This window comes from Polynucleobacter sp. 86C-FISCH, from assembly GCF_018882415.1.
In the GTDB taxonomy this organism is placed as follows: Bacteria; Pseudomonadota; Gammaproteobacteria; order Burkholderiales; family Burkholderiaceae; genus Polynucleobacter.
Genome location: NZ_JACVOL010000001.1, coordinates 1511045 through 1530808, shown reverse-complemented (window position 1 = coordinate 1530808; position 19764 = coordinate 1511045). Strand labels below are relative to the sequence as shown.

Here is a 19764-nt window from a genome sequence, read left to right as displayed (position 1 = left end):
TTCTGCTTCTGATACCCTTGTTATATGAATACATCAAATACAACTACTGAGCCACGCCTCACTTCCCTCTCACACGGCGGTGGCTGTGGTTGCAAGATTGCCCCTGGAGTTCTTTCTGAGATTCTGAAGAATGTTCCGCAGCTACCCTTTCCAAAAGAATTGCTGATTGGCATTGAAACATCTGACGATGCTGCGGTTTATCAAATTAATGAGTCGCAAGCCATCGTCGCGACAACCGATTTTTTCATGCCGATCGTAGATGACCCATTTGATTTCGGAAAAATTGCAGCTACCAATGCAATTAGCGATATCTATGCGATGGGTGGCACTCCTTTGTTTGCGCTTGCCTTAGTTGGCATGCCAATTAAAGTTTTATCAAACAAAACCATTGCTCGCATCTTGGAAGGTGGCGCTGAAGCTTGTCGCAGCGCTGGTATTCCTATTGCTGGTGGGCACACAATTGATTCTGTTGAACCTATTTATGGATTAGTAGCAATTGGCATCGTTGATCCTAAGCGCGTAAAGAGTAATGCCAGCGCAAAACCGGGCGATGTACTCATCCTAGGTAAACCACTAGGCGTAGGAATTCTATCGGCTGCCTTGAAAAAAGATCTATTAGGGCCAGACGGATATCGAGAGATGATCTCCAATACCACCAAGCTCAATGCTGCAGGCCCTGATCTAGCTAAGCTGGCTGGCGTGCATGCCCTAACTGATGTCACTGGATTTGGCTTAGCTGGCCACACTCTAGAGTTGGCACGCGGTTCTAACTGCACTGCACATATTGACTGGAGCCAAGTACCCCTGCTCTCTAACGTACAGACACTGGCTGATGATGGCGTGATTACTGGCGCCTCAGATAGAAACTGGCTTAGCTACGGCAATGAAGTCGGCATCCCAGCAGACTTCACTCCAGCTCAACGTGCTTTATTAACGGATCCACAAACGAGCGGTGGACTGCTTGTGTCTTGCAGTCCTGATAGCGTCAAGGAGGTGTTGGATATCTTTAATCAACATCATTTCTTGGGCGCCCGCGTCATTGGTCAAATGGGCAAGCGCCAAGACAAGCCGTTAGTTATTTCTTGAGATTAAATACGCTTGAGAAATCAAGCTGACCATTTCCTGCTTTGCTGTGAGTTTCATAAAGTTGCTGAGCTAACTTTCCAAGCGGAACACTAGCATCTAGGTTCTCGGCATTTTCAACTGCCAAGCCTAAATCCTTGAGCATAAGGTCAACGCCAAAACCACCAGCGTATCCCTTTGAGGATGGCACATTTTCCATAACGCCTGGACAAGGGTTATAAAGCTCCAACGCCCAATTGCGCCCCGAGCTCTTCGTCATGATGTCAGACAGTACCTTGGGATCAAGGCCATTCGCAATACCTAAGCGCAGCGCTTCACTCGTGCCAAGCATCTGAATACCCAAGAGCATATTGTTGCAAACCTTAACAGTCTGCCCCGCTCCATTGGCGCCTGCATGAAAAATATTCTTGCCCATCTTCTCAAGCACTGGCCGGGCGCACTCTACCGCCCCAGTATCACCCCCAACCATAAACGTTAAGGTGCCAGCTTGCGCACCAGCGGTACCACCAGAGACGGGCGCATCAATCATGACAAAACCTTTTGCCTTAGCTGCAGCAGCAACTGCTTGCGCTACCTTAGGTGAAATGGTTGAGCAATCAATCAGTAAAGTTTTAGGATTAGCGCTTGCCAACAAGCCTGTATCACCAAGATATAAACCTTCAACATGACGTGACGCAGGCAGCATGCTAATCAATACATCAGCATCTTTTGCCGTGTCGTTGGCATTAGCCGCAACGATGCCTCCCGCAGTAGCAAATGCATCTAATTGACCCTTTGCCAAATCAAAGCCTGATATCTGATGACCCGCTTTTAATAAGTTAAGGGCCATTGGTAAGCCCATATTGCCAAGTCCAATAAATCCGATTTTCATAATGCTCCTAGTTTTATTGTTTTCTTGAGGCTAAGTATTTCACGCCCTCAGATCCATATGATTCTGCATGAGGCTGCTTAAATTCCAGATGAAAAATTTCTCCAGCTTTGTAAATCTTACTTAGGCCATCAATCACGATGGTGATATCGCCTTCGACAACAAGAGCCTTAACTTCAAATGGATGCTCATGAATGCCAAGCTGCCCCTTGGGCGCTTGCTGAACCTCTACTGGCTCAGGAAAACCATCCCGACGCAGTAACTGTAAAAATTCCTCTGAATTCATGCCTCAACTATAGCGTGGATATACTCACCTGGCATTGAGCAATTTTCATGGGGAGTCATGATGGTAAAAGTAATTGGGTTGATTGAATTGCGGGATGAAGGTGCTTTTGAGCAATACCGCTCCCAAGTAGGCCGGACCGTAGAGCTATACAAAGGCTCAATCAAAAATCGGGGCGCCGTTGCCGACGTTTTTTGGAATGAACTTGCTTGTGCGCAATTCAGCGCATTCGTAGAGCTGGAATTTCCTAGCGCAAAAGATGCGAAGACTTGGGCCAACAGCCCTGAGTACCAAGGACTTGTACCCAATCGCAACAAAGCAATGAAGTTGACCCTATTCAGTATTGCAATATAAGTCCAGTCGATCCACTCTTAAAGCTCAGGCACTAGAAATAAAAAAGCCTAGCTCGCAAGCTAGGCTGATCAATCAATATGGGGTAAGAATTACTTCTTCGCTTCCATTGCCTCTTTAGCAGCAGTGATTTCTTTACGACGCTCTTTACAAGCACCGGCGATTTCTTGCAAGGCTTTGCGTGCGCGCGCAGCAGATGCCTTAATACCTTTTTCAATAAATTTTTCGTTTTCAGCTTTGTATGTTTCGAAAGCAGCCAACAATGTATCGTGTTGTGACATCTCGTCTCCTATTAACAAATGAATATTTATACTGACAGCAAAATCAGTATATCCCTATAAAAACCACAGGAAATCACCCCTTAAATCAGGGATAACTCTTATATTGGTGGCTTCAGCCAAAATAGGCTGATTAATAAATATGACTCGGGGACAGACAAAATGATCAGAAATGTCTTTCTATTGGTTTTTGGCGCCCTCATTGGGCTCTCAGCCAATGCACAAACTACCTCCTGGCCCAATCCCAGCAAGCCAATCACGTTTATTAACCCCTTCCCTCCTGGAGGGGCTGTAGATGCCTTTGGACGCCCTCTTGCTAAGCAACTATCGACCCAACTGAATGACTCTATCGTGGTTGATAACCGCGGGGGTGCTGGCGGCACAGTCGGTGCTGCAGCTGCAGCAAAAATGGCACCGGATGGTTATACCTGGCTTCTTGGTGCAGTGCATCATTCAATTGCGCCAAGCATGTACACCAGCCTCTCTTATGACATCACCAAGGAATTTGAGCCAATCGCGATTATTGGCAGCGTTCCCCATGTCATTGTTGTGAACCCTACTAAGTTTCCGAAAAACGATCTGAAATCCATCATGGAAGAGATTCGTAAATATCCAGGTAAATACAACTACGCATCTACAGGTAACGGTACCTCACAGCATTTAACAGGTGAACTCTTTAAGATGCAGAACAAATTGTTCATTACGCATATTCCTTACCGTGGAACAGGGCCAGCACTTCAAGACCTCGTTGCAGGCCAAGTTGACATGATGTTTGACACGCTAGCAGGTGCTGCACCTTTCATCAAGAATGGACAACTTATTGCAGTTGCAGTGGCAACCTCCAAGCGAGTGGATGCGTTTCCAAACGTACCAACCGCTCAAGAACTCGGGATCTCCAATTTCATTGTGTCTAGTTGGTACGCCATGTGGGCTATTAAAGGTACACCTAAAGAAATCGTTGAAAAGATGAGTGCCGAAGTACAGGCAGCACTTGCTTCACCTGAAATTAAAGAACGCTGGGCAAGTATGGGAGCTACAGTTCCCAAGATGACACGCCCTGAGCTTGCCGCTTACATCAATCAAGAAATTACTCGTTGGGGTGATGTAGTTAAAAAGTCCGGCGCTAAATTAGACTAAAAAAATAATACAAATTTATCAAGAGACAGCATGACCATTCAGATCAAAAACCATTCCTTTGTTCGCAACAAGCTTATCAACAAAGAAGAGATTGCATTCTTAGATGTACGTGAAGAAGATCCTCACGCACAAGAGCATCCCCTTTTTGCTGCAAACCTACCCCTTTCCAGAATTGAGATTGATGCATACGCCAAGCTGCCAAAGAAGAGCGTACCCATTGTCACCCTAGATGATGGCGAAGGATTTTCTCAGCTTGCAGCACAGCGCTTGGTGAATTTAGGATTTACAGATGTTTCCGTATTTGATGGAGGCGTCAAGGGCTGGAAGGAAGCAGGCGGCGAAGTGTTTAAGGATGTGAATGTACCTAGCAAGTCTTTTGGTGAATTTGTAGAATCAAAGCGCCATACACCCTCTTTATCTGCTCAAGAGGTGAAACAATTAATTGATAGCAAAGAAGATGTTGTAGTTGTAGACGTTCGTCGTTTTGATGAATACAACACTATGAGTATTCCAACTGGGATTAGCGTGCCTGGTGCCGAGCTTGTTCTCCGCCTTCCTGAATTGGCCCCCAACCCTAAAACTAAAGTGATTGTGAACTGCGCCGGTAGAACCCGCAGCATCATCGGCACCCAGTCACTTATTAATGCTGGTATCCCCAATGAAGTGAACGCCCTTCGCAATGGCACGATTGGTTGGACGCTAGCTGGACAAGAGCTTGATAAAGGCCAGAGCAGAAAATTTCATGAGGTGAGCGACGACACAAAAAATGAAGCAGCAATTCGTGCTCGCAGTGTTGCCGATAGAGCGGGTGTCAAGCGCGCTAGCCTTGATGATGTCCAGACCTGGAAGACGCAATCTGATCGCACTACTTATTTCTTCGATACGCGCACTCCAGAAGAATATGAGGCAGGCCACCTTCCAGGATTTCGCTCTGTACCAGGCGGACAGCTTGTACAAGAGACTGAAATGGTTGCTCCAGTTCGTGGTGCCCGTGTAGTCCTAGTAGACCCTAGTGGCGGTGGAGTACGCGCCAATATGCCAGCCTCTTGGTTGGCGCAAATGGCCTGGGATGTCTATGTTCTTGATGAAGTCCATACCTCCAGCCTCACGGAAAAAGGTTCATGGCAGGCGCCTTTACCGGGGCTCCCAAAAATAGAAACTGTAGATGCGATCGCAGTTTCTAATTGGCTCAAGAATGACAGCAACACCATTGCAATTGATTTCAGCACACATGCTAATTACATTAAAGGGCATATCCCAGGAAGCTGGTATGCCCTACGCTCTGAACTTGCAGAGGCGATGAAAAAAATTCCTCAAGCAGATCGCTATGTCATCACAAGTTCGCCAAGTGAGTTAAGTCTTTTTGCTGCCCAAGAATTGCAAGCCCTCACCGAAGCAGAGGTGCTTGTTTTAGAGGGTGGTAATGCAGCCTGGACGAAGGCAGGATTGGAGCTTGAGAAAGGCCCAAGTCATTTGGCCTCACCTCCGCTGGATCGCTACAAACGCCCCTATGAAGGTACGAACGTAGACCCATCTGCAATGCAAGCTTATCTGGACTGGGAGTTTGGGTTGGTAGAGCAGCTAGGCAAAGACGGAACTCACCACTTCTGGGTTCTATAACTCTTGATAGCCATTCATCAATCGTTGTCGCCTTTTCGACTGCTAGCCTGCGTTTTTATTTTTTTAGGCCTTTGCGCCTGCGAACGAGAAACATATACAAGCTGGAATTGCAACTCTGCAACTGAGACCAAGATCCCCATGGTGCTTCGAAAAGCCCAAATGGAACTACAGGGGAATATATTTGACTATTGCGGCAGCCTTGGAAATCAAAGTTACTTTGATCAAAAATGTCCTGCTCAGATTAATCAATCCAACATTACATTTACGCCCTCTACTGGGCTACTTGCAAAAAAAGACCAGGCACTGCAATGTGCCGCGTTGTAACAGTAATCACCCATAATTAACTCATGAACCGTCTCAGCCCCAAGAAATTACTTCTCACTAAATGGACGGCCGTAAAGCCGATTGCCAAACAGAAGCATTTCTTAGTTAGTAAGGTGATTCTTCCCGAGCCGCCAAGCGAGAAGATTGAATTCATTGAAATCGAGGCCGTCTATTCTAAGAAAACAACCCTCATTGCATGGCGTGACCTCACCAATAGCGAGTTATGGTTACAGGGCTGGCAATAAAAAACCGCCTCAGTAGCGAGGCGGTTTTAGACATCAAAATAACAGCAATTAAGATTCGTCAGACTTCTTTTTAGTTGGTGATTTTTTTACCAAGTCATCGATACTCTTTTCAGCTGTCTCGGCCACTTGATTAACAATTCGACGGCCCTCCTTAAACATGTTCTGACCAGTCACAGACATTTCATGAACAACCTTAGATAATTTGTCAGCATGGGCTGGCATTTTATTTTCAGCATCTTCAAGCCAGGTTACTAAAGAGCTACGAACCTTCTCAAGATGCTTCTCAGTTTCATCGGCAGCCCCTTCACCAAGATCTTTCAATACTGATTTCACCTTTTTTTGGTAAGCTGCCGCACGTTTTGCCGTCTCTTTGGCAGCCTCCTCTTGCAAGTCTTTTAACTTAGCTAGATCATTTTTCGCGGCAGACTTAGCGCTATCGAGAGCATTCTTCATGCCCCACTCAATCTCTGCTAAATGATGTTCGCTTAATTTTTTTGCCGCCTCTAGCAATGTGTGCGAATAATCAAATAATTCTTTTGCTTTTTCACGTTGCCATTTTTGAAGTTCTTTTGCATCCATTTTTATGCTCCTTTGAATGAAGGTTAATAAGGCTTTGATACTTAACTCTATACCCAATTTGATGAACTGCCAATTCCCCGAAATTACCGCATTAAAATGACAATATGACTACAAGACAATCCGTTTATGACAGAATTGGTGGAATCGACAAAATCGATGAATTAGTAGATCGTTTTTACGATTTAATGGCCTTGGAGCCAGTTTTTAGCGATTTGCGGGCAATGCACCCCCAAGATCTTTCGACCTCACGAGAAAAGCTCAAATTTTTCCTGACCGGCTGGATGGGTGGTCCTGATATCTACTCACCAAAGTATGGTCACCCCATGCTCAGAGCTCGTCACCTGCCATTTAAGATCGGCTTAAAAGAACGCAATCAGTGGTTAGCGTGTATGTATAAAGCCATGGAAGAATGCGGCATTGAAGGCAATGTTGCGAAACAACTTGAAGAATCATTTTTCAACACTGCAGACTGGATGAGAAATCAGCCAAACTAGCGATTGGTTATTTACAGTGATTGTGCGCAAGCAAATCCACTTGCCCACGCCCACTGGAAGTTATGGCCACCTAAATGGCCAGTGACATCAACGCATTCACCAATAAAGAATAATCCCGGGTGATTACGCGACATCATGGTCTGCCCATCAAGCTCCTTAGTGTCTACGCCGCCTAACATTACCTCTGCTTTTTTCCATCCCAGAGTACCCGCTGGCTTAACTGACCAGTTTGTGATGAGCTCTTTGAGTGCTTGACGATCTTTTTTAGAAACTTCAGCCCACTTACGACCCGTTAAACCTTTTTGATCGGCAAATGCTTTAGCTAAGCGCTGCGGCAAAACAGAGGCCAAAATAGTTTCAGTAAGTTTTAAGCGATTCTCTTCATTGTTAAAGAGTTCATCACAGTTAAATCCACCGGGACGCTCAATTGCCCCCAGCCAATCAATATGAATCGGCTCGCCCTCCTCCCAATAGCTACTCGCCTGGAGAACTGCTGGGCCTGATAAGCCTTTGTGAGTGAGAAGCAGGTCTTCATTGAATCTACAGGCACCATAACGATGCCCTTTGGATCCCGAGGCTATTCTGACGGGAACGCTCAGACCGGCCAAATCATTGAGATTCCCAAAATTATCTGCAGTAAATGAAAGCGGCACTAGAGCAGGTCTTGGGTCGACTACTTTTAACCCAAACTGCTTTGCAATATCCAAAGAATAGGCGGTAGCACCAATAGCAGGAACAGGCAAACCACCCGTAGCCATCACCACAGACTTTGTCTTTTCAACACCCATATTGGTATGCACTATCCACTGATCGCCATCCTGTGCAATAGATTGAACTGTTACGGGATGACGAATAGTTACTTTGCCCTTGGCACATTCAGCAAACAGCATCTCAATAATTTGCTTGGCAGAGTCATCACAGAACAATTGGCCTTGGTGTTTCTCGTGATAACCAATTTTATAAGTGGCAACAAGCTTGATGAATTCAGAGGATGGATATCTAGCAAGCGCACTTTTAACAAAATGTTGATTGAGGGATAAGAAATTGGCTGGACTACTATGCAGGTTTGTGAAGTTGCAACGACCGCCACCGCTAATACGAATTTTTTCACCCAATACTTCTGCGTGATCCAGTACCAGCACCCTCTTACCCAATTGACCTGCAACGCCCGCACAAAAAAGGCCCGCAGCACCACCGCCGATAACGATGGCATCCCAAGTTTTACTCATGCCTTACTCAAAACGATCGATGATGTCAGATGAGATCTTTAGCTTTCTCATATGAAGCTTGGTATAGGCCTGACGGAAGTTTTTAGTCATCGAGATCATGACCGATGCAGTCCATGCAAAAGAAAACATTCCAGAAAAAGCGATGATGACTGCCAACATTTTCCAGCCATCCGGAAGAATATCTTCCATGAAGCCCATCGCAGTATAAGTACTACCGCTAAATAAAATGCTTTGACCTAATGCTGGCAGCAATTTGAATGCGTATAACGCAATACCCCAGATGAGTATTTCAGCAATGTGCGTTAGAAATAATAAGAATACGCTGATATAAAAACAGAGCGCTACAGAAGAGTATTTTTTCTCAGCCAGATACAAAAATGTTTTTACCTCATAGCGCTTAGCAATCTGGAGCAACATTACGCCATGAAACACCATGACCAATAGGAGCATAGCCCCACCCAGCAGATAACCAGGAAGATCAAGAGATGTAGCGAGATTGGCTTGCGAAGGATTCATATGGGTGATTTTACAGGCGCCCTGTCAGCCTAACTGATACCAGTCTCGAATCACCTGCCAAGCCTCCTCTGCCGTCTCGGAAAAGTGAATGCTTTGCATATCTTCTTGATCAATCACACCAAATTCCACCATGTGAGCAAAATTCACCATCTCATTCCAGTAGCTTTTGCCTACCAATATCACCGGTATAGGGACAACCTTTTTGGTCTGTATGAGCGTCAAGACCTCGAACAGCTCATCAAACGATCCAAATCCGCCTGGATAGGCCACGATTGCCCTGGCTCTCAACATGAAGTGCATCTTACGCAGAGCAAAGTAATGAAAACGAAAACTTAAACCAGGGCTGATGTACTGATTTGGGTGCTGCTCTCTAGGAAGGCTGATATTAAAACCAATAGTTTTGTCGCCAGATTCAAAAGCACCACGGTTAGCGGCCTCCATAATGCCAGGTCCGCCGCCTGTACAAATATGAAGCTTGTTGGAGTCTTTTTTCTGTGTTGAATTGTATGAAGCCACTAGAGCGCCAAACTGACGAGCAGATTCGTAATATTGACTATGTAATAACGCTTTATTAGCAGCTGCTATCTCGTCTGAAGTCTTAGCATTTTCTTTGAGGACTAATGCTTCTGCCTCACTCACAAAACGCGTTGAACCAAATACTGTAATCGTGTGCTCGATACCATGTTCTTTGAGCAGTACTTCGGGCTTAAGTAACTCCAACTCAAATCGAATGCCCATAGTTTCTCTTCGAGCCAAAAAGGCCTCATCATCAAAAGCAAACTTATAAGAGTCATCAGAGTCTTGCTCTGAGATTTGACTTTGATGTAGATTTAAAAACTCGGTGATCGTTTGCGAGTTATGAATGGGCAGCTTTGGACTCATATGACAACCTTTTGGGGTAATTTGGACCATCTTAACTCGCGTCCAAAATAAGTGTTAATACCTAGTTCAACCAAGGATACGGGCTTCTAGGGATTATCGGGATTTACCCAGAGCCCATCCCGAGTTAATATTGATGTAATTTCAATCCAATCGAAGGAAAAGCAATGAGCAACCGTGCAATTATCATTATGGTACTAGTCTTAATTGGTGCCACCGCCTATTTACTAATCAAAGGCGACGGCGACATTGATATGGGCGGTGAAAAGCATGGTGCTGAAGCTGCGCACATGGAAGATGCAAAGAAAGATGCGCCTGCCGCTCCTGCAGCAGCCCCAGCAGCTCCTGCAGCTGACGCTAAGAAGTAATTCTTTCCTCTGCATATAAAACCGCGGTCCGCCGCGGTTTTTTTATATCCACTTTTATAGCCATGAAAACCATCGACTCTTCTACCCTCTCTTCCTTTGCCCCAACCGCAACTTTGCGTGTTGGCATCAATTTGGGCAACCCAATTCTTGCAAATGAGGGGCCCAATACAAAACGACTTTATGGCGTAACGATTGATATTGCAAATGAGATTGGCAAGAGAATTTCTCTACCAGTGCAACTCACGCCCTTTAAAACTGCTGGCGCGACTGTGGATGCAGTCAAGACTGGAGAAATCGATTTGGTATTTGTAGCAATTGATCCAGTGCGTGGTGCCGATATTAGCTATACCCCAGCCTACATTCAGATTGAAGGTGCTTACATGGTCAAAGCCGATTCAAGAATTAATAACAATGAAGAGGTAGATGCTGTTGGTAATGAAATCGTGGTTGGTAAGGGCAGCGCCTATGACCTCTACCTGTCCCGTGAGATCAAGAATGCCACCCTGCTCCGTGCTGCCAGCTCGCAAGCTGTTGTGGACGACTTTATGTCAGGCCAGGGCAATATCGCAGCAGGGGTAAAACAGCAACTAGAGAGTGATGCAAAACGCTACGAGGGTTTGCGCATGCTGCCCGGACGTTTTATGGTGATCAATCAGGCAATTGGTATTCCGAAGGCTCGCACTCACTATGAGAGCGCTACTGCCTACTTAAGCAATGTCATCAACGAGCTAAAACAATCTGGTTTTATTGCTGACGCTATGAATCGTCACAACATTCAAGGCGCTAAAGTAGCTGACTAAATTTGCACCTCTCTAGCACTGATAGGTATGCAAACGCTCAGGGATGATGACATTGCTCCAATGCAACCCATCCCTAATGCATTCGGCTAACACCGAAGAAGACTCTGGCTCTCCATGTACTACGAAGACAGTGCTCGGCGCCTTTTCAAATCCCCTCAACCAATCCAGCAACCCTGCCTGATCGGCATGAGCCGATAAACCGCCGATTGTATGAATGGAGGCCTTGACCGGAACCTCCTCGCCAAATAAGCGCACTTTCTGCACCTTATCTACTAAGCGCCTACCAAGACTGCCGTATGCCTGAAAGCCGGTAATCACAATTGCGTTTTGCGAGCGCGGCAAATTACTAGCCAAGTGATGAACAATGCGGCCAGCATCACACATGCCACTAGCAGAAATAATAATGGCACCGCCCTTAAGCTTATTCAATGCTTTAGATTCTTCTACATCGGCAATAAAACGAAGATCTACTGCATCTGGATTATTTTTGTACCACTTAAAGGTTGTTTGCGACTGACCATCTAATTGCGCAAAAAAATGCTGAGTGAGATGGGTTGCTGCCGTAGCCATCGGCGAGTCCACCCAGATACTTAAATGGGGTAAGCGCCCTCTTCTCACCAAGTCAATTAACAAAAAGAGTATTTCTTGAGTTCGTCCGACCGCAAAAGCTGGCATCACCACATTGCCATGCGCAGTCATTGTGGAAGTAATCACCTCGACCAACTCGTCTTCTGTATCTTGGAGACTACGATGAAGTCGATCGCCATAAGTTGACTCAACCACAACAACATCCGCCTTCTGAATTAAATCAGGATCAGGCATGAGGACTTTACCCTTCATACCAATATCACCTGAAAACACACAACGTTTTTTCTCGAGCCCATCTTCAGTGATATCCATGACCGCTATAGCCGAACCTAAAATATGTCCAGCGTTACGAAACTCCAGCTGTACACCCGGCGCTATTTCCACTGACTGCCCATACTCCAAAGGCTCAAACTGGGTCAGCGTCATCTCAACTTCTTCCCTTGAATACAGTGCAACCGGCATTTCCCCGTGCCACTTACCTGCTTTTTTCTTTCTCTCCGCCCGTTCCACATCGGCACGCTGTAAATGAGCGCTATCCAACAAAAGAATTTTTAACAACTCAAAGGTAGCGCTAGTGCAGTAGATCAGCCCGGAAAAGCCTTGCGCGCACAAACGAGGTAGCAAACCACTATGGTCAATATGCGCGTGTGTGAGCACTACAAAGTCGAGGTCTTTAGGTGCGAATGGCAAAGGCTCAAGGTTCTTATTAGTTGCCTCGCGGCCACCCTGGAACATGCCGTAGTCAACCATGAAACGCCTTGGCTTCCCAGAAAGCATGACTTCAACCGAATGGCGTGAGCCCGTTACCTCGCACGCCGCACCAAGAAATTGAATCTTCATATGATCAGCATACTCTTTCCTATAATTAGCTCAAGAGCTTTGCAATCAGAGCGATACTAATCAAATGAACTCTCAACCAGCCACACTCGATACCCTGAAGCTAATTAAGCTTCTCAAGCGAGAGCCTGCAGAACATAAAGGCAATGCCGGTAAAGTTGTTTTAATTGGCGGCGCACCCGGCATGGCTGGTGCACTGATTTTGGCGGGTAATGCCTGCTTACATCTAGGCGCAGGCTGGACCATTCTAGAAATACTTGACCCAGCATCAGCACGTGCCGATGTAAGCCAACCCGAACTCATGATTCGTCTTGCTACATTGGATATTCAAGCAAGCCTTGCTACTGCCAAACCTGATGTAATTGCTATTGGCCCAGGTCTCGGAAAATCGGAGTTAGCATCTTGCTGCTTGCATGCAGCTCTGGCATACCCAAGCATCCCATTAGTGCTTGATGCCGATGCCCTCAATCTCATCAGCGAATCTCCTGAGTTACTTAAGCAACTTCAGATTCGTAATCAACAATTTCCTAACTCTACCGTTCTTACACCACACCCAGGGGAAGCGGCAAAACTCTTAAGGTCTACGACCGAAAAAGTGCAGTCAGATCGCATGAAATCCATCCAACAGCTTGTTGAATTAACGCAATCGATCGTAGTGCTCAAAGGGCAACATACTCTGATTGCCTCTCCAGAATATCCCCCAGCACAATGCCTAGCAGGTAATCCCGGCATGGGAACGGGAGGCATGGGCGATGTTCTGACAGGAAGTATTGCCGCCATCGCCGGCCAAGGTGTACGGCATCAAATCAATTTATGGCAGGCAACAGGGATTGCGGTTGAGCTCCACGCTAGCGCAGCAGATAGCTTGGTAACCAAAGGGGTTGGCCCTATTGGCCTTACTCCCTCCGAGACCATTTTAGAAATGCGATCCCTACTAAATAAACTGTTATAAATCTTTATGCATTCAGTAAGCGCAGCACATCATCACCGACGTTACCTTTATGGCATCTTGATGGCCGGGATCGGCTCTATGCTTTTCTCAGGCAAGGCGATTTTGGTAAAACTCGCTTTTGGTTATGGCGCAAACGCAGAAACACTCTTAGCTTTACGCATGCTCATGGCACTCCCCTTGTTTTGGGGGATCTTCTGGTGGGAATCTCGTCGCAAGACGATGAGCCCAATTACCTGGCTTGATCGTGGCAAGTTATTTTTCTTGGGATTCTTGGGCTACTTCCTATCTAGCTATATTGATTTCTTGGGTCTCCAATACATCTCGGTTGGTTTGGAACGCATCGTCCTCTATCTCACACCAACTATTGTTCTACTTATCTCTTACTTTGCATTAAAAAAACCAATTTCCAAACTGCAGTGGTATTCATTGATCGTTGGCTACATTGGGGTATTTATCGTATTCATACAGGATGCTAGCTCTTCAGGACTAAGCGCCTGGCTTGGAATGTTTTTAGTGTTTGGTAGCGCCTGCTCATATGCAGCCTACATGATTGGTGCAGGAGAGATGGTCAAGCGTATTGGAAGCGTTCGCCTTGTCGTCTATGCCAGCTCAGCCTCAGCCATCTTGAGCATATTGCAATCAACCATTCATAATCCGACTGCCATATTCGAGCAACTCCCACAGATTTATTGGTATAGCCTATTGAATGCAAGCCTCTGCACAGTCATTCCGATGCTACTCATCATGATTGCCATCAATCGCATCGGATCACCATTGGTGGCGCAAGCGGGAATACTCGGCCCTGTATCTACTATTTTTATGGGATATTTAATTCTGGCCGAGCCAATCACTTGGACGCAAATTAGCGGAATGACTTTAGTGATTGCGGCTATGTGGCTATTAGTGCGCAATGATGCGCCAACAAAAAAGTCACCAGATCCAAAAAAATCTGATGACTTAGATAGTACAGAACCCCTCAATTAGGGGAAATCAATTTACTGAGCTGCTGCGTCGGCGGGTGCTTTAGATTTCTTCTTGGATTTCTTTTTAGACTTTTTCTCAGCTTTCTTTTCTTTCTTAGCTTTTTTCTTAGCTTTCTTTTCAGCAGATTTCTCGCTTGGGGCAGCAGTCGGTGCAGGAGCTGGTGCAGCAACAGGTGCGGCAGCTGGGGCAGACGCTGGCGCTGGGTCGGCAGCCATCACAGAAGTTGGGGCAATACCGATAGCAGCAGAAATCAGACTAGCTAGGCTCAAGCGCGCAATACGAGAAATCATGTAATTCTCCGAGAAAGTTTGTGGATAATTTAATAATACTCAAAAAATTGAGATTAATGCTTCATTTTTATAAGGCTGGACATGAGTGATTTTCCGAGCGACATCTTTACTGAACCACAAGGCTATTCAGTAAATACCCTAGAACAGCTGGGACCTTTGACTGGCATGGCAGGCATCTGGGAAGGCATTCGTGGTTTAGATGTGAAGCCCAAAGCCGAGGGGCCGAAGAAACAAGCCTATGTAGAGCGCATTGAACTACAACCTATTGATCCCCAAACCAATGGTCCTCAATTGTTTTATGGCTTGAGATATCACACTCACATCACTAAGCCCGACCAAGTAAAAACCTATCATGATCAGGTGGGGTATTGGCTATGGGAGCCAGCGACCGGCAACATCATTCATACCCTCTCGATACCGCGAGGCATGATCACGATGGCAACTGGCAAAGCTGCGCCCGACGCAAAGCAATTTGAGTTACTCGCCAAAGAAGATGATCGATGTGCGGGCATCTCATCGAACCCCTTCCTAGATTACGCGTTTAGGACAGTCGAGTTTCGCATTCAGGTTTCAATTAATCATGATGGCACTTGGTCTTATGAACAAGACACGGTCATGAAAATCAAAGATCAGGCAGAGTTATTCCACCACGTAGATAAAAATACGCTACACAAGATTGGCGAGGCAACGCCTAATCCTCTTGCTAGATGAATCTGAATTTGATTTCGGTAAATGTAAAAAAGGCCATCATGTGATGGCCTTTATTTATATTACTTAACTCCCGAAGTCTTTACGCAGGCTGTGCTTCAGTCTCGGTAATTTTTTCTAGCGCTGCTTCAAGATGACCAACAGTGCGGTCAACATGAGCCAATTTTTCTAAACCAAACAAACCGATACGGAAAGTACGGAAGTCTGGACGCTCGTCACACTGCAAAGGAACACCTGCTGCAGTCTGTAAACCAAGGGCAATAAACTTTTTGCCAGACTGAATGTCCGGGTCCTTGGTATAGCTAACCACTACGCCAGGAGCCTGGAAGCCCTTGGCTGCTACAGAGTCATAGCCTTTAGAAACCAACAGGTTGCGTACTTTTGTACCCAACTCTACCTGCTTGTCTTTAAGTGCCGCAAAGCCGAGTGATTGAGTTTCCTTCATCACATTACGCAAAACCTTTAAAGCATCTGTAGCCATGGTGGTGTGATAAACATGACCACCCTTTTCATAGGCTTCCATGATCTGTAGCCACTTTTTCAGATCCATCGAAAAGCTGCTGCTTTGTGTAGCATCAATACGCTCGCGAGCACGATCACCCAAGGCGATCAGTGCGCAACAAGGTGAGCTACTCCAACCCTTTTGAGGTGCAGTAATCAGCACATCCACATTGCAAGCTTTCATATCAACCCACATTGCACCAGAGGCAATGCAATCCAATACAAATAGACCGTTTACTGAGCGCACTGCCTCGCCTACTGCTTTGAGGTAATCATCTGGAAGAATGATGCCGGCTGAAGTTTCTACGTGCGGTGCAAACACTACCGCTGGCTTTTCCTTCTTAATATATGCCACCACTTCCTCAATCGGAGCAGGAGCAAATACACCTTGTGTGGAATCTTCTAACTGGCGACCTTTAATCACCGTGACATCCTTGGTGATGTTCGCCAAATCAAAGATTTGTGTCCAACGGTAGCTAAACCAACCATTGCGCAAAACTAAACATTTTTCATTATTGGCAAACTGACGAGCAACCGCCTCCATGCCAAAAGTGCCGCTGCCGGGAACAATCACTGCTGAACTAGCGTTATAAGCGTCTTTTAAGACGCTTGAAATATCAACCATCACGCGCTTAAATTCTTCAGACATGTGATTTAAAGAGCGGTCGGTATAAACAACCGAGAACTCCAATAAACCGTCTGGATCAACGTTGGGAAGTAAGCCTGGCATAGTAATTTCCTAGGGATTTCAGTGATTAGCCCTAAATGATACTGATTTAAGTCTTTTTTGGGGGCTTGAGGGTAAAACCCTGTTTAAAAGGCCTTTTTTTGCCCGTTTTCGGCCTGCTACTTTCCAGTTTTGGAGGAAATGGCAATCCCGGCAACGATTAATGCAAACGCCAAACCATGAAATAGTTGCGGTGGCTCACCCAGCATGGCGGCCGACAATAGCGCCGTAAACAAGGGGATGAAGTTCGCAAAAAAAGCAGCAACCGTAGGTCCAGCTCCATTGACGCCCAAACCCCAGCAACGATAAGCAATGAGAGATGGGCCAATAGCAACAAACAAAATTAAAGATGCCATCCACCAATTTAAGTCGATGTAAGCATGACCAGCGGCAATTTCAAAACCATCAAAAAATCCTGTCCATAAAAGACCGACAGTCACTTGAGCCATTAAAAATTCAGCCCATGGCCATTGGCGCTCAGAACTCGATCCAGGGCGACTTAGCATCCAGCTATAAAAAGCCCACAAGATAGTGGCCAGCATAATTAAAAGATCGCCGATCACCATTTCCATAGACAACAGCGTTGCTAAATCACCGCGTGTTAATACAATGCCAACGCCAAGCAAACTCACTACTGCGCCAATCATTTGCAGGATGCTCGGCTTTACTTGATAAAACACTGCGCCAATAAATAACATCCAGATCGGCATGCTGGCGCCAATTAAGGTGACATTGATGGCGGTAGAAGTTTGCAGTGCCAGGTACAGGAGCACGTTATAGCTCCCCACCCCAAATAAACCCAAGAGTAAAAAGCGTTTTTTGTTTTGCCATAAAGCACTTCCAGGCATGAAGACACGCCAACCCAATGGAAGCAGAAGCAAAGCAGCCAACCCCCAACGAACTGCGCTTAAGGTAATTGGAGAAATACTCCCTACCAATACGCGGCCAGCAATGGCATTACCAGCCCATAAAGCAGTAGCCAATAATAAGTAGGTAATAGTTGCGAGATTAAGCTGGGGCATAGGGAGATTTATGAGCGGGAACGGTTATTTAGCGTCCCCAAACAAGGGATACCCTAGCATTGTAGAAACAAATCCCCCGGTATTGCTAAGATAGAGCTTAAATTAAGCTTTTGCTCTAACAAAATAGCATCAAACAGAAGGATTTATTGTGGCAATCATTACCAACATAGAAGACTTGCGGGTCCTCCACCAAAAACGCACCCCCAAGATGTTCTACGACTATGCAGACTCTGGATCATGGACAGAGTCCACATATCGCGCCAATGAGTCTGACTTCCAAAAAATTAAATTGCGCCAACGTGTAGCGGTCAATATGACTAACCGCACGACTAAGACAACCATGGTTGGTCAAGAAGTTGCCATGCCGGTTGCACTCGCACCTACTGGCCTCACTGGAATGCAGCATGCTGATGGTGAAATCTTGGCCGCTAAAGCTGCTGAGAAATTTGGCGTGCCATTTTGCCTGTCTACGATGAGTATCTGTTCAATTGAGGATGTGGCTGAACGCACTACCAAGCCATTTTGGTTTCAGCTTTATGTGATGAAGGATCGTGGCTTTATTGAGCGCCTCATTGAGCGCGCTAAGGCAGCGAAATGTTCGGCACTTGTCCTCACTCTAGATTTACAAATCTTAGGTCAACGCCATAAAGACTTAAAGAATGGCCTCTCTGCTCCACCTAAGCTCACCATTGCCAATATGATCAATATGGCGACTAAGCCACGCTGGTGCATGGGAATGGCAATGACGCCGCGTAGAACATTCCGCAACATTGTTGGTCACGCCACCGGTGTTGGCAATATGTCTTCACTCTCCTCTTGGACTGCAGAGCAGTTTGACCCAGGGCTCAACTGGGGTGATGTTGAATGGATTAAAAAACTCTGGGGTGGAAAGCTCATCATCAAAGGCATCCTTGATGAAGATGATGCACGCTTAGCCGCAAACTCCGGGGCAGATGCATTGATTGTTTCTAACCATGGTGGCCGTCAACTCGATGGCGCAATTTCTAGCATCAAAGCATTGCCGGGAATTGTTGATGCCGTAGGCAAAGATATTGAAGTCTGGATGGATGGCGGCATACGCTCTGGTCAAGATGTTCTAAAAGCTTGGGCCTTGGGTGCACGCGGCACAATGATCGGTCGCCCATTCTTGTATGGCTTGGGCGCGATGGGTGAAGCAGGCGTAACTAAGTGTTTAGAGATTATTCACAATGAACTCGATATCACCATGGCATTTACAGGTCATCGTGACATTCAGAATGTGACTAAAGATATTTTGTATCCAGGAACCTTTTAAATTTTTCACCTTCTCAACTACCCTCTTGCTGTCTTTGGCGTATCGCTTGTAGTATTCGCTTTCGCTGTATGGTTTGGGCATACAGCGCTTAGTCGCTATCGCACCAAAGACACCGAAACCTCTGAAGATCTAGGCATCATTCAGACGGCCACATTGACTTTGCTGGCCCTCATCATTGGTTTTACTTTCTCAATGGCTATCGATCGCCATGACCAGCGGGAAATTTTTGAGGAAGGCGAAGCAAACGCCATTGGAACTGAGTACTTGCGGGCAGACCTTCTTCCCCCTAAGGCCTCAGCCGCCACTAAAGATCTATTGATCCAATACATCGATCAACGCATTCTGTTTTACTCCAAACAGAGTCCAGAAAAGATTCAGGAAATTCGTAGCAAAACAGATCAACTGCAAATGGCTCTCTGGAACGAAATCCTTCCTGTTGTTCGCACTAAAGACACTCCTGCAATTGCGCTAGTCGCCTCCGGTATGAACGACGTCTTAAATTCTCAAGGTTATGTTCAGGCCGCTTGGTGGAATCGCATTCCCTACACCGCCTGGGCGCTAATGGCTGCCATAGCGGTTTGTGCAAATTTATTAGTGGGATTTGGTGCGCGTAATTTTCAGAAGAATACGGCCCTCTTCATGATCTTCCCTTTTGTTGTTTCAGTGTCATTCTTTTTGATTGCTGACATTGATAGCCCAAGGGGTGGCGTAATTCGAATTGAAGCCAAAAATTTAGTAGCACTTAAAAATAATCTAACTCAGCAGATGGAAAAAGCCCAGCCATCAGTCGGTATTAAATAAGCTTCA

24 protein-coding genes are annotated in these 19764 nt (G+C 46.0%); 13 read left to right on the top strand and 11 right to left on the bottom strand.

Translation table 11 applies throughout. The features are described from left to right. The first annotated feature begins 24 nt into the window (after positions 1–24). Positions 25–1086, top strand: a complete 1062-nt coding sequence (gene selD / locus ICN10_RS07790; RefSeq protein WP_216214365.1) for a selenide, water dikinase SelD — start codon at positions 25–27, stop codon at positions 1084–1086. Here selD and mmsB read toward each other — a convergent pair. Together mmsB and ICN10_RS07780 are read right to left on the bottom strand one after the other, a co-directional pair. Beyond that, positions 1076–1957, bottom strand: coding sequence for a 3-hydroxyisobutyrate dehydrogenase (gene mmsB / locus ICN10_RS07785; protein ID WP_216215271.1), 882 nt, complete (start codon positions 1955–1957; stop codon positions 1076–1078). The two genes, selD and mmsB, sit on opposite strands and share 11 nt — an antisense overlap. Positions 1958–1967: 10 nt before the next feature. After that, a complete protein-coding gene (locus ICN10_RS07780; protein WP_216214363.1) occupies positions 1968–2237 on the bottom strand; it encodes a cupin in 270 nt (89 codons plus the stop codon). 57 nt (positions 2238–2294) lie between these two features. Here ICN10_RS07780 and ICN10_RS07775 point away from each other — a divergent pair, with 57 nt between their 5' ends. Beyond that, on the top strand, positions 2295–2588 hold the full coding sequence (locus tag ICN10_RS07775) for a DUF1330 domain-containing protein (protein ID WP_255536836.1): 294 nt from the start codon (positions 2295–2297) through the stop codon (positions 2586–2588). A gap of 89 nt (positions 2589–2677) precedes the next feature. Here the strand turns inward: ICN10_RS07775 and ICN10_RS07770 are convergent, their stop codons facing one another. Continuing rightward, positions 2678–2866 carry a hypothetical protein gene (locus tag ICN10_RS07770; RefSeq protein ID WP_028819023.1) on the bottom strand — a complete coding sequence of 63 codons (189 nt, stop codon included), beginning with the start codon at positions 2864–2866 and terminating at the stop codon, positions 2678–2680. Positions 2867–3025: 159 nt separating this feature from the next. Between ICN10_RS07770 and ICN10_RS07765 the strand changes: the two genes are divergently transcribed. The 3 genes from ICN10_RS07765 (at position 3026) to ICN10_RS07755 (ending at position 6189) form a co-directional block, all read left to right on the top strand. Then, positions 3026–4000: a tripartite tricarboxylate transporter substrate binding protein gene (locus tag ICN10_RS07765; protein ID WP_216214362.1), complete on the top strand. Its 975-nt coding sequence runs from the start codon at positions 3026–3028 to the stop codon at positions 3998–4000. 30 nt (positions 4001–4030) lie between these two features. Beyond that, entirely contained in the window at positions 4031–5620 is a 1590-nt protein-coding gene (locus ICN10_RS07760) for a rhodanese homology domain-containing protein (RefSeq protein ID WP_216214360.1), read from the top strand. Positions 5621–5967: 347 nt separating this feature from the next. After that, positions 5968–6189 (top strand): TIGR02450 family Trp-rich protein, encoded by a 222-nt coding sequence (locus tag ICN10_RS07755; protein ID WP_216214357.1) that lies wholly within the window; start codon positions 5968–5970, stop codon positions 6187–6189. 48 nt (positions 6190–6237) lie between these two features. On the opposite strand, the gene ICN10_RS07750 is transcribed toward ICN10_RS07755, so the two are convergent. Further along, on the bottom strand, positions 6238–6768 hold the full coding sequence (locus ICN10_RS07750; RefSeq protein ID WP_216214355.1) for a phasin family protein: 531 nt from the start codon (positions 6766–6768) through the stop codon (positions 6238–6240). Positions 6769–6872: 104 nt separating this feature from the next. Between ICN10_RS07750 and ICN10_RS07745 the strand changes: the two genes are divergently transcribed. Continuing rightward, positions 6873–7262, top strand: a complete 390-nt coding sequence (locus ICN10_RS07745) for a group II truncated hemoglobin (RefSeq protein ID WP_216214352.1) — start codon at positions 6873–6875, stop codon at positions 7260–7262. An 11-nt stretch (positions 7263–7273) separates the two neighbouring features. Here the strand turns inward: ICN10_RS07745 and ICN10_RS07740 are convergent, their stop codons facing one another. Genes ICN10_RS07740 through ICN10_RS07730 form a run of 3 tightly spaced genes read right to left on the bottom strand, consistent with a single transcriptional unit; the run spans position 7274 to position 9889 of the window. Then, the gene (locus ICN10_RS07740) at positions 7274–8491 is read right to left on the bottom strand and encodes an NAD(P)/FAD-dependent oxidoreductase (RefSeq protein WP_216214350.1); all 1218 of its coding nucleotides are present in this window, start codon (positions 8489–8491) and stop codon (positions 7274–7276) included. A gap of 3 nt (positions 8492–8494) precedes the next feature. Further along, positions 8495–9007 carry a hypothetical protein gene (locus tag ICN10_RS07735; RefSeq protein WP_216214348.1) on the bottom strand — a complete coding sequence of 171 codons (513 nt, stop codon included), beginning with the start codon at positions 9005–9007 and terminating at the stop codon, positions 8495–8497. A gap of 24 nt (positions 9008–9031) precedes the next feature. After that, positions 9032–9889, bottom strand: coding sequence for an LOG family protein (locus ICN10_RS07730; RefSeq protein ID WP_216214345.1), 858 nt, complete (start codon positions 9887–9889; stop codon positions 9032–9034). A gap of 164 nt (positions 9890–10053) precedes the next feature. On the opposite strand from ICN10_RS07730, the gene ICN10_RS07725 reads away from it, so the two are divergent. Together ICN10_RS07725 and ICN10_RS07720 are read left to right on the top strand one after the other, a co-directional pair. Beyond that, positions 10054–10254, top strand: coding sequence for a hypothetical protein (locus ICN10_RS07725; protein ID WP_068320974.1), 201 nt, complete (start codon positions 10054–10056; stop codon positions 10252–10254). 62 nt (positions 10255–10316) lie between these two features. Further along, positions 10317–11054, top strand: coding sequence for an ABC transporter substrate-binding protein (locus tag ICN10_RS07720; protein ID WP_216214343.1), 738 nt, complete (start codon positions 10317–10319; stop codon positions 11052–11054). Between the two features lie 12 nt (positions 11055–11066). On the opposite strand, the gene ICN10_RS07715 is transcribed toward ICN10_RS07720, so the two are convergent. Then, positions 11067–12482 (bottom strand): MBL fold metallo-hydrolase RNA specificity domain-containing protein, encoded by a 1416-nt coding sequence (locus ICN10_RS07715; RefSeq protein WP_216214341.1) that lies wholly within the window; start codon positions 12480–12482, stop codon positions 11067–11069. A gap of 64 nt (positions 12483–12546) precedes the next feature. Here ICN10_RS07715 and ICN10_RS07710 point away from each other — a divergent pair, with 64 nt between their 5' ends. Next, positions 12547–13431, top strand: a complete 885-nt coding sequence (locus ICN10_RS07710; protein WP_216214332.1) for an NAD(P)H-hydrate dehydratase — start codon at positions 12547–12549, stop codon at positions 13429–13431. Between the two features lie 6 nt (positions 13432–13437). Continuing rightward, positions 13438–14415, top strand: a complete 978-nt coding sequence (locus tag ICN10_RS07705; protein WP_216214330.1) for a DMT family transporter — start codon at positions 13438–13440, stop codon at positions 14413–14415. Positions 14416–14426: 11 nt separating this feature from the next. Here ICN10_RS07705 and ICN10_RS07700 read toward each other — a convergent pair whose 3' ends face one another. Then, on the bottom strand, positions 14427–14705 hold the full coding sequence (locus ICN10_RS07700; protein ID WP_216214327.1) for a protein tyrosine phosphatase: 279 nt from the start codon (positions 14703–14705) through the stop codon (positions 14427–14429). Positions 14706–14786: 81 nt separating this feature from the next. Between ICN10_RS07700 and ICN10_RS07695 the strand changes: the two genes are divergently transcribed. Next, a complete protein-coding gene (locus ICN10_RS07695) occupies positions 14787–15416 on the top strand; it encodes an FABP family protein (protein WP_216214325.1) in 630 nt (209 codons plus the stop codon). 79 nt (positions 15417–15495) lie between these two features. Here ICN10_RS07695 and ICN10_RS07690 read toward each other — a convergent pair whose 3' ends face one another. Both ICN10_RS07690 and ICN10_RS07685 read right to left on the bottom strand, forming a co-directional pair. Next, positions 15496–16644 carry an aminotransferase class V-fold PLP-dependent enzyme gene (locus tag ICN10_RS07690; RefSeq protein ID WP_216214323.1) on the bottom strand — a complete coding sequence of 383 codons (1149 nt, stop codon included), beginning with the start codon at positions 16642–16644 and terminating at the stop codon, positions 15496–15498. A gap of 116 nt (positions 16645–16760) precedes the next feature. Next, positions 16761–17663, bottom strand: coding sequence for a DMT family transporter (locus tag ICN10_RS07685; RefSeq protein WP_216214321.1), 903 nt, complete (start codon positions 17661–17663; stop codon positions 16761–16763). A gap of 148 nt (positions 17664–17811) precedes the next feature. Between ICN10_RS07685 and ICN10_RS07680 the strand changes: the two genes are divergently transcribed. Both ICN10_RS07680 and ICN10_RS07675 read left to right on the top strand, forming a co-directional pair. Further along, on the top strand, positions 17812–18957 hold the full coding sequence (locus ICN10_RS07680; RefSeq protein WP_216214319.1) for an L-lactate dehydrogenase: 1146 nt from the start codon (positions 17812–17814) through the stop codon (positions 18955–18957). A 153-nt stretch (positions 18958–19110) separates the two neighbouring features. Next, positions 19111–19758: a hypothetical protein gene (locus ICN10_RS07675; RefSeq protein ID WP_216861072.1), complete on the top strand. Its 648-nt coding sequence runs from the start codon at positions 19111–19113 to the stop codon at positions 19756–19758. The last annotated feature ends 6 nt before the right edge of the window (positions 19759–19764 follow it).